This window comes from Enterococcus sp. AZ071 (assembly GCF_050499065.1).
Taxonomy (GTDB): domain Bacteria; phylum Bacillota; class Bacilli; order Lactobacillales; family Enterococcaceae; genus Enterococcus_A; species Enterococcus_A ferrettii.
The window spans coordinates 606,989-621,567 of sequence record NZ_JBIPAS010000001.1; the positions used below are offsets into that span (position 1 = coordinate 606,989).

Sequence of the window (14,579 nt, forward strand, 5' to 3'; positions counted from 1 at the left end):
TAGAAAGAGCTTGAGGTGAAGCAGATGAACATATCAGAAGCTGCGAAATTAATGGGTGTTACAGCGGTCACGTTACGTTACTATGAACGAGTTGGGCTGATTCCTCCGGTCACTAGAAAAAACGGTGGGGTTAGAGATTTTCAGCAAGAAGATTTGAACTGGATTGAATTTATCAAGTGCATGCGCAGCTCAGGACTCTCGGTAGAATCATTAATTGAATATACAACGTTGTATCAGCAGGGGGATGCTACCTTGGAGGAACGTAAACGCCTGCTACAGGAAGAGCGAAATCAGCTAGTAGCCAAGTACGAAGAAATTGGTGCGACAATTCAACGGCTAAACGGTAAAATTGAAGATTATGAAAATGGTAAGTTCCAGGAAGCAGAAAAACGGCTGCCAAACTGGACGACAAAAGAAGCGATGAGCTAATTGGATAAGTGCCGAAGACTACTTTAACAATCATTAAACAGTCGAATGACTAGACCTCTATTGATTAAGGCAGAGGTTCAGTCATTCGGCTTTATTTTGCTAATTTCTAGTTAATCGCATCTAGTACCTTTGCTACAATTACTTCTGGATGCAACTGATAACGTTCCACTCATTCATTCAGCACTACATTATCTGTAAACTCGTTTAAAGCGCCAAAATTTGAAATCTTTATGGAAGAATCGCCATAATAAGCTGCTACCTTTTCACCAAATCCACCGGTTAAACGGTCATCTTCTAAAGTAATAATAATTGAATGGTTTGCCTTAAGCTACGATAAACAGTCCTAGTCTAGCTTTGTAATCATCAGCGAATTGATCTAAGGGGGGAGACTCCCAGGTGTCTTTCTAGTTGCTGACGTACCGCCTCTCCTAAGGAATTGAAATTCCCTAAGGCTAGAATGACAGCCGATTGTCCTTGATAACAGATTTCATAGTGAGGCTGAGAATGATCCTGATAGGCTGCTGGTCGGGAAACGACCGGTCCAGCCGGCAAGAGAATGACTACGGGTCCTTGTGTTTGAATTAAGGACCAATCGAGTATTGTCAATGATTCTTCTTTACTGCTTGGTGCCAAGTATTTAATATTAGTATGCTGTTGATCATTGAAATATCTAAAATACCTTGATCAGTACTATCACTTTCTGTTAGGTGTCCGTTTCCTACAATAATTACTGCTGGCAGCTGGTTAACCGTCAAGACATGAGACCGCTGATCGTAAGCTCGCGGCGAGAAATAACTAGAATGAAACAATACTGGTCGAAGCCCATTTTTCGCTAATCCAGCTGACACTTAGCTAATTGAATGCCCTTCTGCAATCCCTATATCAAAATAATGAGTTGGCTGTTGTGTTTTAAGGGGTGCCAAATCAAACATCCCTGGAATTACTGCAGTAATTGCGACTAAATTCTTAGTACCGCTGTCTATTTTTTTCAGCAGTGTTTCAACAATTAGTTCACTATATGTTGGCTGATTGTTAGGGGACAAACTTTCGCCGGTTGCTAAATCGAAGGGTGGTCGCCAGTGAAACAAGCTTTTCTCTTCAACAGCCGGCGAATAACCATGTCCTTTTTCTGTATGAACGTGCAGTACAATAGGATGGTCAATATCCTTGATTGCTTCAAAGGCTTTGATCATCGCAGCTACATCATTGCCCTGTTCTATATATTGGTAATCAAAGCCTATACCTTTAAATAAATTTTTGGAAGACTTACCCTTGGTTTTCCGCAGTTCAGTTAGAGTACGGTACAGTCCACCAAAATTATCATCAATCGACATTTCATTATCATTTAATGTAATAATGAGGTTAGAGTTCAATTCCGATCTGTTGTTTAGTACTTTAAGGGCTAAACCGCTGCAGAGAGAACCAAAGCAATCACATTCCTCTTTTTCTGTTTCAAGTCACGCGCTTTGGCTAATCCAGGTACTAAGCGGATGGATGTTGAAATGTGACCGATTTTAAAGAAATCATGAGCACTTTCATTCTGAGATGTATACCCAGAGATGTCATCAAAGGCATCATCCTCTAAATAGCCACTTTTACGCCAGTAAGGATTTTATGAGGATAAGATTGGTGGGAGACATTCCAAATAATTTTGTCCACTGGTGATTGAAAAACGTAATGAAAGGCGATAGTCAGTTCAGTAATGCCGAGGTTGGGACCAACATGAACACCAACCTTGCTGACTCGATTCAAGACGGCTGCACGAAGTTCGTCAGCTAAAGCTGCAAGCTCCTGCGGATTTAAGTTTTTTAATTCTTGGGGACCGTTTATTCGTGATAAAATGTTCACTCGGTTATTTTCGCTCCTTTATTTTGTATTTATCGGATTTGTTCATCCAGTGCCAGTATTTTTGTACAGGCATCGGTCAGGCAAATTCGAGTTTTTTCTGGATTAATTTCACTGGCTTCCATAATTAATTCACCGATATTTTTGGCTTGGATATGGCCAGAAATCGGATTTTTTACACTGTCAATGGTAGTGGAGATCTTGACATCTATTGTCGAATACTCGAATGCTAAGTCAGTATTGACGATTTTGCCATGTTCAATCACTAGATTTTCCACGTAGCATAGCCCTTGTTCACTCTCAATATAGCAGTTAATAAAACGCAGGTTAGTTGAATTCCAGCCTAAATATTCGCCAATGATCACGGAATCATAGACAGTCACATCCTGACAATTCCAAAAGGCATCCTTTGAAATTAATTTGGAATGATAGATTTCAAGGTTGGATGCTCCGTCAAAGGCATAGTTTCCACTTAGAGAAAAATCGTGAGCAGTGATATTTTTGCTGTTCATAGCAAAGTAATTTCCTTCCGCCTGTACATTGTTTAAGATAATGTTTTCGCAGTTCCAGAAGGTTTCTTCCGCTTTAGGCAGATGCACATTAGTTAATTGGATGTCCTGACCCCGACGAAAGGTTTTTGGTGCTTGGATTATGCTGTCTTTAATTGCAATATTGTTGGTGTACCAAATTCCTGAGCGAGCCGTTTCCAAAAGGGTGGTGTCTGTAACGTTAATATTTTCGCAATACCACAGAGGGTATTTCCAGCGGAAAATGCTGTCACTAATATCAAGATTACGACTTTCTTTTAATGGTGATTCACCATCTTCAAAGACAGAATTTTTAATGGTCAGGCCATCACTTCCAAATAATGCTCGTTCTCCAGTTAAGTGTTGTTGATCAATAGTAGTTTTCATAGTTCTCCTCATTTCCTTTTTCTAGTTAAGTTTGTAATTGCTAGGATTCTTCCAGCTTTTGCACTATTGCTTGCTAATACGCAAGCAACTATCACCACTCTTGACGGATGTAGCAGGATGGCAATAATAGATCTTGTTGGGATTCCTTTTTTGAGTAGAGTGCTGCAGCTCCAAAATAGACAGAAACGAACCCTTTAGTAGCAAGAGAAATGCTAGCCCTAGTCGAATATTCGTAGTGTAGTGTCTAAAGCCGTCTTGATTATTTCGTAGAAATGCAAATTTTGCTCATTGGACTCTAAAATTTTCGCCAACTCTCTGATTGAATGGGGCATTTCTTCCTTCTTTAGCATGGGTCATCCTATAGGATAAAGTCACTTTAACACTTAAAGTTCAGGTTAAGTCAATTGAAAAATGCAATTTTCTTGAATTTGTGAATGGGCATTGATTTAACATCTAGGTAAAGTCTTACCGTGGAGAAAAAGAATGTTGGAAGTGAACTGTCAATGCTTTGCCTGTTAGTCAAAACTGGTTAGTATCTTTGGATAGAAAAATTTTGGGCCCTATATAGATATACTAGGAAGAAAACAATCAGAAGCTTTATTTTATTCGAGCCAAAATGTGTAACGAGTTAAATATTGTAATGAGTTTCAGTGGCGGAGAGTGCATTCATTCGTTTGTATCAAAAAGGTTTATTGGATACTCTACTCTTTCAGACAATATCTGGTGGAATTTTCGTTCTTTTAGCATTACTTGGCTGAGGTAGATCCAGTGAGAATAACCTTTTTATGAATTTATCGGCAGCAGATTGGTAGATACGCACAATCTGTGCTGGTATACTCACTACTTGCCAGTTCCACCCAGGGTAGCACCGTGCAATAAAATAATGTCCTCTTTTAAAAGTTCTATCCAAAGTATAGACCTTCACCTTGAGGACAAGTCAAGACTTGAAAGAAAGAGTTTACCTGCCGTTTTTAGATACTGTAAAAAGGGTAGTATTTAGTGGAAGTTACTGTTTTAATAAAAAAACTAAAAATCGCTGAGAGAAATGAGGACAATAAAAAATGAGTAATAAAACTAGTGAATACACTTTTCGGAGGCATGATTTTAAGTAAGCAAAAAAGCAAAACCCAAATGGATTTTGCTTTTAAAGCGATGGAGACGGCGGGAGTTGAACCCGCGTCCAAACATATTGACTACCCAAAAATCTACACTCATAGTCATACTATTTAAATTTCGCGTTGCCTTCTGCCGCATGACAGGCCGCAGGCATTGCTAGTCTGATGTTCTCTTTTTTAACTTACAGACGGAAAGTTAAAACGTATCCCACTAATTTTGAGACCCTTACCCGAGCACATGGGCGATACCGGGAGGATCTACGCTAACTGTTTTTAGGCAGCTAAAGCGTAAGAGTTGTTATTGTTTTTAGCAGTTATATTTAACTGTAACGTTTTTACGTAGACGTAACCTACGAAGCGCAATTCGGGCTCAAACTATGCCTGTCGAATCCGTAACGTCCCCTTTATTGAATTTTACTGCAAAAATGAGTATACCATTTTTGTAGTAAAAAAGCAAAAAGGGATCCTTATGTTTAGATCAAATCATAATGCTTTAAAGCTTTGATAATTCCACCATTGGTATTTTTGTCGGTAATATAGTCGGCCCGTTCCATGACTTCTGGTAAGGCATTTCCCATTGCAATTTTGTGATCACAGGCGTCTAATAAATCCAAATCGTTGATACCATCACCAAACGCAAAGGTCGGAATTTCCTGAAGCTGCAAATAATTCTTAATCGATTGGACACCCGTTCCTTTTGAAATACCCTTATTCACCACATCAATACAAAATGGTCCATTCCGGTAAAAAGTATATTTTGGAAAAGCTTCCCGATAAATTGAATCATTGCCTTCGGATAAAACCAGAATCATATGAGTGACATATTCGTGATAAGCGGTCGGGTGAACAGGTGGTAAATCTAAATGAAAAAAATTGTAGGATTTTCTCACATAATCATTTACTCCAGAAATGAATAGTTGATTAGTTGAGTGAAAGGCCAGCTCATCCTTCAACTCGCGAGCAAAGTCCAGCATAGTCGCACAATCATTGGAGTCGATTTCATTGGCTTCAACAATAGTTTCTTCTACTTTTACCAGCATGCCGTTCATTGTGATGCAGGAGGAAACGTTAGCCGCCTGCTTAATCTTCTGGATTTCTCGCTCATTGCGACCAGTGGCGATAATTGGCAAAATATTGTTTTGCTTTAATTGACTCATCGCTTCACTAATCTCAGGAGTGATTTGCGACTTGCCATCTAATAACGTACCATCTAAATCAAAAAAAGCAATTCCTTCGTACATGAAAAATCCCCTTTATCCCTTTTCCCTTATCTTAGCAATTATTGAAGAAAAAACAAATACTTATTGAATATACTGGTAAGGTAATGGTTGAAAAGACTGATTTAGAGTATACTATTTAAGAGAGAAATACGGACATTGGAGGAAATGACATGAATATACTGATGATTGAAGATAATGAATCTGTATCAGAAATGATGCAAATGTTCTTTTTAAACGAAGGTTGGGAGGCAACATTCAAGTATGATGGTAAAGAAGGGCTGGACGCTTTTAAGGAAGATCCGGAAAAATGGGACATGATTACACTTGATTTGAACCTGCCCAGTATGGATGGCATGGAAGTTGGCCGGGAAATTAGAAAACTTTCAAGCACCGTTCCAATTATCATGTTAACCGCTAGAGATTCGGAAAGTGATCAAGTAATTGGTTTGGAAATGGGAGCTGACGATTATGTGACTAAGCCATTCTCACCGTTAACGTTAATTGCTCGAATCAAAGCTCTGCACCGTCGTAGTGAATTAGCGAACGAACAACAAAACGGGGGAGCTGCTGAAGGAACCTTTGATATTCAAACACAGCATTTCAAGATGAATTTAAAAACGCGGGAAGCTTACTTAGAAAATCAACCTATTGATGGTTTAACACCTAAGGAGTTTGATTTGCTGTACACTATGGCGAAAAAGCCGCGTCAGGTTTTTACTCGTGAACAACTGCTGGAATTAGTTTGGGACTATCAATACTTTGGTGACGAACGAACCGTAGATGCCCACATTAAAAAATTGCGTCAAAAAATTGAAAAAGTAGGACCACAGGTGATCCAAACTGTTTGGGGGGTCGGGTATAAATTTGATGACTCTGGAGTCGATAAATGAAATACCTCTACCAACAGCTGTTAGCCTTTGGTGGGTTGATTTTGTTAATACTGTTGACTTTAGGAGTTACCTTTACTCAGTTTACTCGGCACTCGATGGAAGAAAGTAATTACAATCAACTCATTGGCTATACTCGTTCGATTCAAGAAACAACATCCCGTCTGTTAGAAGATAATCCTTATTATTATCGAACGCAGGATGAAGCTTTTTTGGCAGCTATTGCGTTGACCGAAAGTATGCTGGAACCACAAAATGTTAAATTTGTATTTATTAGCAGTGACCAAATAATTCAATATCCTAGTAATACAAAGGTTGCAGAACAAACCTTGATTACAAAGAGTCAATGGGAATCCTTGAGCAAAGGGGAAGAACAAAAAATGACTCGTTCGAAGGATATTCTTGGTAACGAAAGATCGACTTCCTATGCAATGGCTCCTTTCTTTTTAAAGAAACAGTTTTACGGTGTTTTGATCGTAACACAACCAGCAGGAAACGTTAGTGATAGTGTGGCATCAGTCACTAGCGATCTATTCAAAGGCTTTATTGTGGCTTCGGTAGTAGCTATCTTTGTTAGTTACTTTTTTGCAACACGACAGGTGAAACGAATCAATCGGATGCGCTCAGCCACAAAAAAAATTGCTAGTGGTGATTTTGATGTAACAATTCCTGATAATGGTAAGGATGAGTTTGATGACTTAGCAGCTGATTTTAACAGCATGGCTATCTCGTTAAGTGAATCGCAAGAGGAAATCGAACGACAGGAAGAGCGTCGGCGCCAATTTATGGCGGATGCTGCTCATGAAATGCGTACACCACTAACGACCATCAATGGATTGCTGGAGGGATTGCAGTACAACGCTATTCCAGAGGACCAGCGAAGTAAAGCGATTAGTCTAATGCAGAACGAAACAGCACGTTTAATTCGTTTAGTGAATGAGAATCTAGATTACGAAAAAATCCGAACCAACCAAATCAGCATGGTCGTTAAAAAGTTCGATGCCACAAAAGCTTTACGTGGTCTCTTAACTCAGTTAGAGGCTAAAGCAAAAGCCTCTGGCGATCAATTAATTTTAAATACAGATGAATCCATTGATGTTTACGCTGATTATGATCGCTTCATTCAAATCATGGTGAACATTATCCAAAATGCAATTCAGTTTACTACTGATGGAACGATTGCCATTGGTGTGCATAAAGAAGAGAAGAGGACAGTAGTTCAAATATCGGATACAGGAATTGGCATGAGTGAGGACCAGATCAAAAATATTTGGGACCGTTACTACAAGGTAGATCCTTCTCGGAAGAACACGAAATATGGGGAATCTGGACTAGGATTGTCAATTGTTCAAGAACTGGTTCGACTGCATAAGGGAAGTATTCAAGTTGAAAGTGAGCTTGAAAAGGGCACAACGTTTACTGTTAGTTTTCCCGACGAGGAAGTAGAAGCACAAAAGGAAACGGAGCGACCATAATGGCTGCTCCGCTTTTTTTATAGAATTGCTAAAATGATAAAGTTTAAAATGAAGAGTAGATTTACCACCCATAATACTGGTGAAACTTCATTGGCTTTGCCTTTAACTACTTTCACAATAGCGTAGAAGATAAAGCCAGCAGCAATCCCGTAAGAAATGCTGTAGCATAGTCCCATAAAGATACTTGCAAAGAAAGCAGGAACAGCGTCTTCCAAATCCAACCAGTTAATATCAGCAAAAGAGGCCATCATCATTACCCCTACCAAAATTAGAGCTGGTGCAGTTGCCTGACTTGGAACAATCGCAATCAGTGGAGAGAATAAACTACTTAAAGCAAAGAAAACAGCAACTACCACTGAAGTTAGACCTGTTCGTCCGCCAGCACCAATCCCGGCAGCTGATTCTACATAAGTTGTGGTATTAGAAGTTCCGAAAATTGCGCCGATGGATGTAGCAATTGCATCTGCAAATAAAGCACGATCCATCTTGGTTTTGAAACCTTTCGTATTCGCCGCTTCTAGAGCAAGTTCATCTTCCTTAGAGAAAATCCCGGTTCGACGTCCTGTTCCAATAAAGGTACCGATTGTATCGAAGGTATCGGATAGGCTGAAGGCTAGGATAGTCATTAATACCTGTGGTAATTTGGAAGAATCCGAGAATAAAGAACCCATTCCTTCAGAACCAAAAGCCGCACCAAAAGTTGTTCCCAGCTCCTGAATTGAGCTGCCTAATGAATTGCTTTGGAAATCAATTGAACCTAATTGAACAACACCCATCAGAATACCAATCACAGTCGTTGTCACAATTCCGATTAGGATTGCCCCCCGCACGTTTTTTACTACTAAGATCGTGGTCAGCACTAAGCCAATCACTGCTAAAATAATTGGTGCATTATTGAAATTTGCCAAAGCGGGAACAACACCGCTGTTCATAGCAACGTTAGTCGCTTTACCATTTTCCACTACACTACTAGTAATAGTCGCTGAATCAGCTGAGAAAGCCAATAATCCAGCATTTTTAATTCCTACATAAGCAACAAAAATACCAATCCCGCCACCAATCGCATGTTGCATGCTTTCTGGAATAGCGTGAATAATCAGTTTACGAATCTTTGTTACGGTAATTAGGATATTAATAATTCCGCAAAGAAAAACCATCGCTAATGCCTGCTGCCAAGAATATCCCAAACCGAATACTACTGTATAAGTAAAAAAAGCATTCAGTCCCATTCCTGGCGCTTGCGCATAAGGAACATTGGCGAATAAGCCCATAACTAAAGTACCGATTACTGAAGCAATAATTGTTGCCAAGAAGACCGCTTGAAACGGCATACCAGAGGCAGATAGTATAGAAGGATTAACAAATAAAATGTAACTCATGGCGAAGAAGGTAGTGACTCCAGCCATTATCTCAGTTGAAACTGTGGTTCCGTGTTCCTTCAACTTGAAAAACTTTTCCATCAGAATAAACGCTCCTTAAAATTAATTAGTAATAATGAATACTTTCCGATTATATGAAATCTGGCTTAGTAATTCAATGGAAAGTAGAATGAAACGGATAAAAAAAATAAGAATGTTCGTGTTTTACTCGCGAACACTCCTAAGAGACTGTTTTTTGATCAATAATCGGAAGAAAAGACTGATGGGGAGAACTAAAACGGCCAACAGACTAACGGCTTTAACTAAGGAACTCATAAACAGCTGGAAAAAAGTTTTAGAAGAAATATCTAATGAAAGAGGCCACCTAACGGAAAAAGCAAAACCACTGTCTCCATTGCTTAATACAAAATTCGGCAGATCATTAAATTTATCTAAGCTGTACTGGTAAAAGCGTTGCAAAAATTGCTGATAAGTTGATTCGAACACTACAAACAAAGCCATCAAAAAGACAAAAGATAACAAAAGAATAAACAACAGACGAAGACTAAAGCTAAGGGGGTTCAACGTCAAGTAGCTAAAAACATTCTTTCGCTTAAGTAAAAGAAACATGAAGCTGAAAAACAGGACAATCAGTATGCCAAGACAGCTGTACATAAACCAGTTCACATAAAAAGACTGGATCTCTTGGACCTCACCGGACGTAAAAAATTGAATATCATAGGTTATCAAACTAGAATGTAATTGTGAAATCATTGAATACAGTAAAAGCAATGTTGTTAACGTAAATAGAGCAATGCTGGCAAAAGCAAAGGAAAAATAAAAGAAGACTTTACTTTTAGTAAGACCACTCAAAGCTGTTTGTATGGAATTCATCCATCTCACCTCACACTACTAGTATAGAAAGTGAATTTGAAAGAAGTATGAAGTCTCTAAGAAAAAGCAGTACTTTTTTTGTTCGTGAAAGAAACAGCTATTTCTAAACATAAAGAAACCATCTAGTGAGTTCACTAGATGGCCTAAAATTACTCTGGAACAGGAGTGGGAGCGGGTTCTTCAGTACCGTGGTACTGCTTGTAGGTTTGGGTGTTGTACATATCCTCGGTTGAGGTTCCTAACCTACTGTAAACACTGGTTGATTTCTCTCCCAGTTTGCTTTCGGTTTTCTGAAGCTGTTGCAATCCATTTTTATAGTCATAGTCACTTGGATCAATAGTTTTCATGCCGCTTCCGGTGTAGAAGCGTAACAGATCCCCATTATTTATATCATCAGAGGTGCTTAATTGATCACTTACAGCTTGCTTCCAACCGTCAGCCTTCGCTTGCAGGTTTTCATCAGGGGCAGTAACCATAAAACCAGTGTGGTTATCGTAAAGACTGCCACCATAGTAAGTATAGTCTGGTGTTACATAGTCACCGCTGCGGAAAGCAACCAGCTGATCGTTTTCCGGTGATAATAAATCTTGTCCCAGCTGAATGTATTTGCTTGAATCAATTCCCAGTAAATGCAACAGTGTCGGTAAGGCATCCACCTCACCACCATAAGTATGGTTAATACCACCATTTTCTTGTCCAGGTACATGAATCATATAAGGAACTCGCTGCATTTGTGCATTGTCAAAGTTCGTCCAAGATTCTTTAGTTTTTCCAAGTAGTGGTGCCAATTCAGGATTTCTAGAAGTCGAAATTCCGTAGTGGTCACCGTACATCACGATAACTGAATTATCATACAATCCACTAGCTTTTAAGTAATTAAAAAATTCTTCAACAGCTTTGTCTAAGTAATTTGCTGTTGCAAAATAGCCGTTAATGGTTTCATCACTCGTTTTAGCCATGGGGAAACCAGCTTCGTCATTTTGAAATTCACTATATGGATAGTGGTTAGATACCGCAATAAACTTAGAGTAGAAAGGCTGTTGCAAATGTTCCAAGTACTTCACTGATTGCTGGAAGAAAGGTTTGTCATGCAAACCATACTGAAATGAATTATCTTCATTGACGTCATAATAAGATGAATCAAAGAAGTAGTCATAGCCAAAACGTTTATAAGTTTCTGTACGATTCCAGAAGTTCCCAGAGTTCCCGTGGAAAGCGGCACTGGTATAGCCAGCTTCCTGTTTTAAAATATCTGGAGCTGCCTGAAAGGTATTTTTACCCCCTAATTGGGTAAATAAAGATCCTTGATTTAGTCCGAACAATGAATTTTCTAATAAAGTTTCAGCATCAGAAGTTTTTCCTGCTTTTACTTGATGGAAAAAGTTATCAAAGCTGAAGGTGCTGTTTTCATGGAAAATACTATTAATAAATGGAGTTACTTCATGCTCTTGGCCATTTTCATCGGTCAGTTTGTAATCAATTAGAAATTGTTGCAAGCTTTCTAAATGGATATAAATAACATTTTTATCCTTAGCAATACCATACAAGTCATCGTTAGGAGCAGCATAATGGTCTTTTACATAAGCTTCTACTTCCGTTAGATCATTGGGACTGGCTTCTGCTCGAACCTGATTAGTCTTGTAAGTTTGAATGCCATCATAGGCTGTGAAGGCGTTAACTCCTAAATATTTAATCAAGTAATCCCGTGAGAAGGTCCGAGTTAACAATTCTGGACGATCTGCTTCTGCTAGGAATAGGTTAGCTGAGAAAACCATTACAGATAATGCTGTCATAGCAAAGGCCATTCTTGCTCTAACTGGGCGTTCTTCTCGTTTGATCACTTTTTTCCAAAGTAAAAATGGAAGAACTATTAAATCCAGAACAAACAGTAGGTCATAAGGACGGAAAAGGCGAATCGCACTTTCTCCCAAACCACTGGCAACTTTCCCTGTACCTAACAGGGTGTTAACTGTAATAAAGTCCGTAAATTCTCGATAATAAACAACATTAGAGAAAAGCAGAATAGTTGCTAAAGCATAGATGAACAGCATGGTTCGATAGGCTGCTTTAGGTCTTCTAACATATAAAGCAATCGACAATAAGAACATTGTCGTAGCGATTGGATTTAGAAATAAAATGAAGTATTGACGAAGACTTTCAATTCCTAAGTTAAATTCAAATAAGTAAGCAAAGATGCTTTTCGCCCACAGAAGAAATGTTAATAAAGCGTAAAAGCCGAGACGCTTGTTCAAAAAAGTGGGTGATTTTAAATTTTTCAATGAATGACTTCCTTTCTATAGAAGAAGTGTCAGAATGTGAATTATGTTCACTCCTTGTCATTCTACCTGCTCAAAGGGGGTACGTCAATCTTTCCCAAAGCTGAAGAAATGATATTTAAAAAAACTTTATAAGCACAACAACAGCGATTTCTTTGCTATACTATTAAGTAAGAAAGCAGGGATTAATTGTGCGCATAGAAATAAAAGATCAGGCAGCGAAGAAAATTCGCCGCGGAATTCCGTTAATTCAAAAAGAAGACTTGAAGAAAAACGATGAAAAACTACCCAGAGAATGGGTAGAGTTTATCGATAAACAAGGAAAATATATAGCAACCGGATACCTGGGTAAACAAAATAAGGGTGTTGGCTGGGTAGTAGATCGCTCGCAAGCATCAATGGAACCGGTCTTTTTTGATCAACTGTTTCAAAAGGCTATTGACCAGCGTCAGTTTTTCTTATCGGATAATAATACCACCGCTTTTCGCTTGTTTAATGGAGAAGGGGATGGTTTGGGCGGAATAACTGTGGATTATTACGATGGTTATTTAGTTGTTTCTTGGTACAACGAAACCATTCATCACTTTCGCCGGATGCTTACGGACTGTTTGCAGAAGATACTTCACCCCAAAGGAATCGTCGAGAAAATTCGTTTCTCTAGTGAGTTGCCTGAAAGTAACTGGGTTTCTGGTGAAAAGCCTCACGAACCTTTGATAATTTTAGAAAATGGTGTTAGTTATGCTACCTATCTAGATGAGGGGTATATGACCGGAATATTTTTGGATCAAAAAGAGGTTAGAGGTCGTTTAACTGAAGGTGCTGCTTTAGGAAAAAGAGTGCTCAATATGTTTAGTTACACGGGAGCTTTCTCCGTAGCTGCTGCTTATGGTGGTGCTGTAGAAACAACTAGTGTTGATTTGGCTCAACGCAGCCTGCCTAAAACTAAGGAACAGTTTGAGGTAAATGGCCTATCGTTGGAACAGAACAGAATCGTTGTAATGGATACATTCGAGTATTTCCGCTATGCTGCCAGAAAGAATCTGAAATATGATCTGATTGTTTTAGACCCACCAAGCTTTGCCAGAAATAAAAAGAAAACTTTTTCTGTGTTAAAAGATTATGGACGGTTAATTGAAGGCAGTTTAAACATTTTATCTTCTAAGGGGACAATTGTTGCTTCTACGAATGCTTCAAATTATGCCATTGAAAAATTTCAAACAGCAATCGAGCAAGTACTTAAGGACCAAAAAGTCAGCTATAGCTTAAATGATAGCTATCGCTTGCCAGCGGATTTTCCTGTAATTGAACAGCTAGCCGAAAGCAATTATTTAAAAGTCTTAGTATACGAAATTCAAAAACGGTGATGGAGACGATGACAATGATGGATGTACAAGTGAGAAATATGCGCTTTGATGCGGGGAAACCGAAAATTTGTGTACCGCTGATTGGTATTACCTTTGAAGAAATTATGGAACAGGCCAGCCTAGCAAAAAAATATGCAGATGTGATTGAATGGCGGGCGGATTATTATAAAGATCTCTTAGATGATGAAGAATTACTGATTACTTTGCTGGCCTTACGTGATGAGCTACGAGAGATTCCACTAATCTTTAATCTGCGGACTAAACTAGAAGGTGGACAAGTTGAGCTGACTCTGCGAGATTATCGCCGTATTAATGAATTCGCTGTTTCTTCTCGAGCTATTGACATTGCTGATATCGAGTTAAGTCATGTCGATAAATTGGGCTCAACTTTCATTAAATGGATGCAAGCTTTGGATACTAAAGTGATTTTGAGTGATCACAATTATGAAGGAACTCCAGAAAATGCTGTATTGCTTTTTCGCTTAAATATGATGGAGCATTGGGGAGCAGATATTGCTAAAATTGTGGTTGTTCCAGAGAACGAAGGGGATGTCATTCGTTTAATGGAAATGACCATGAAGGCGCAAACCTTTGTAACATTACCAACTATCACAGTATCGATTGGTAAGCTGGGCAAGCTTTCAAGATTAGCAGGTTATTTGGACGGTTCTTGTATGACTTATGGATGCCTTCCAGGTCATTCTTCTGCAGAGGGGCAGATTGAGGTAGAGAAACTAGTAGCAATATTAGAGGAACTTAGTTAATCAATTAAGGACGTTTTGTGTACGATAAGCATGACGTT

General features: G+C 38.9%; 10 protein-coding genes, 1 other RNA gene and 1 pseudogene. 5 read left to right on the forward strand and 7 right to left on the reverse strand.

The window, feature by feature from the left end; all coding sequences use genetic code 11:
* Positions 1-24: 24 nt before the first annotated feature.
* Positions 25-429, forward strand: a complete 405-nt coding sequence (locus IGI49_RS02965; RefSeq protein WP_429963297.1) for a MerR family transcriptional regulator — start codon at positions 25-27, stop codon at positions 427-429.
* Positions 430-535: 106 nt separating this feature from the next.
* Here the strand turns inward: IGI49_RS02965 and IGI49_RS02970 are convergent.
* The 4 genes and pseudogenes from IGI49_RS02970 to IGI49_RS02985 all read right to left on the reverse strand — a co-directional run bounded on the left by IGI49_RS02970 (position 536) and on the right by IGI49_RS02985 (position 5,544).
* Positions 536-2,277: pseudogene (locus IGI49_RS02970) on the reverse strand (1-deoxy-D-xylulose-5-phosphate synthase).
* A gap of 29 nt (positions 2,278-2,306) precedes the next feature.
* Complete coding sequence (locus tag IGI49_RS02975) at positions 2,307-3,188, reverse strand: DUF3737 family protein (RefSeq protein WP_429963301.1); 882 nt, start codon at positions 3,186-3,188, stop codon at positions 2,307-2,309.
* 1,150 nt (positions 3,189-4,338) lie between these two features.
* Positions 4,339-4,706: a transfer-messenger RNA gene (gene ssrA / locus IGI49_RS02980) on the reverse strand.
* Positions 4,707-4,776: 70 nt separating this feature from the next.
* A complete protein-coding gene (locus IGI49_RS02985; RefSeq protein WP_429963302.1) occupies positions 4,777-5,544 on the reverse strand; it encodes a Cof-type HAD-IIB family hydrolase in 768 nt (255 codons plus the stop codon).
* Between the two features lie 149 nt (positions 5,545-5,693).
* Between IGI49_RS02985 and IGI49_RS02990 the strand changes: the two genes are divergently transcribed.
* Complete coding sequence (locus tag IGI49_RS02990; RefSeq protein WP_207704981.1) at positions 5,694-6,413, forward strand: response regulator transcription factor; 720 nt, start codon at positions 5,694-5,696, stop codon at positions 6,411-6,413.
* On the forward strand, positions 6,410-7,885 hold the full coding sequence (locus tag IGI49_RS02995) for an ATP-binding protein (RefSeq protein ID WP_429963303.1): 1,476 nt from the start codon (positions 6,410-6,412) through the stop codon (positions 7,883-7,885). Before IGI49_RS02990 ends, IGI49_RS02995 begins: the two co-directional genes overlap by 4 nt.
* Positions 7,886-7,902: 17 nt before the next feature.
* Here IGI49_RS02995 and IGI49_RS03000 read toward each other — a convergent pair whose 3' ends face one another.
* From IGI49_RS03000 to IGI49_RS03010, 3 genes are all read right to left on the reverse strand, one after another.
* Positions 7,903-9,345 (reverse strand): NCS2 family permease, encoded by a 1,443-nt coding sequence (locus IGI49_RS03000; RefSeq protein ID WP_429963304.1) that lies wholly within the window; start codon positions 9,343-9,345, stop codon positions 7,903-7,905.
* 123 nt (positions 9,346-9,468) lie between these two features.
* Positions 9,469-10,137: a hypothetical protein gene (locus IGI49_RS03005; RefSeq protein ID WP_429963305.1), complete on the reverse strand. Its 669-nt coding sequence runs from the start codon at positions 10,135-10,137 to the stop codon at positions 9,469-9,471.
* 149 nt (positions 10,138-10,286) lie between these two features.
* Complete coding sequence (locus IGI49_RS03010) at positions 10,287-12,416, reverse strand: LTA synthase family protein (RefSeq protein ID WP_429963306.1); 2,130 nt, start codon at positions 12,414-12,416, stop codon at positions 10,287-10,289.
* A gap of 188 nt (positions 12,417-12,604) precedes the next feature.
* Between IGI49_RS03010 and IGI49_RS03015 the strand changes: the two genes are divergently transcribed.
* Entirely contained in the window at positions 12,605-13,777 is a 1,173-nt protein-coding gene (locus IGI49_RS03015; protein WP_429963307.1) for a class I SAM-dependent rRNA methyltransferase, read from the forward strand.
* Between the two features lie 14 nt (positions 13,778-13,791).
* Positions 13,792-14,541: a type I 3-dehydroquinate dehydratase gene (aroD, locus tag IGI49_RS03020; RefSeq protein WP_429963308.1), complete on the forward strand. Its 750-nt coding sequence runs from the start codon at positions 13,792-13,794 to the stop codon at positions 14,539-14,541.
* The last annotated feature ends 38 nt before the right edge of the window (positions 14,542-14,579 follow it).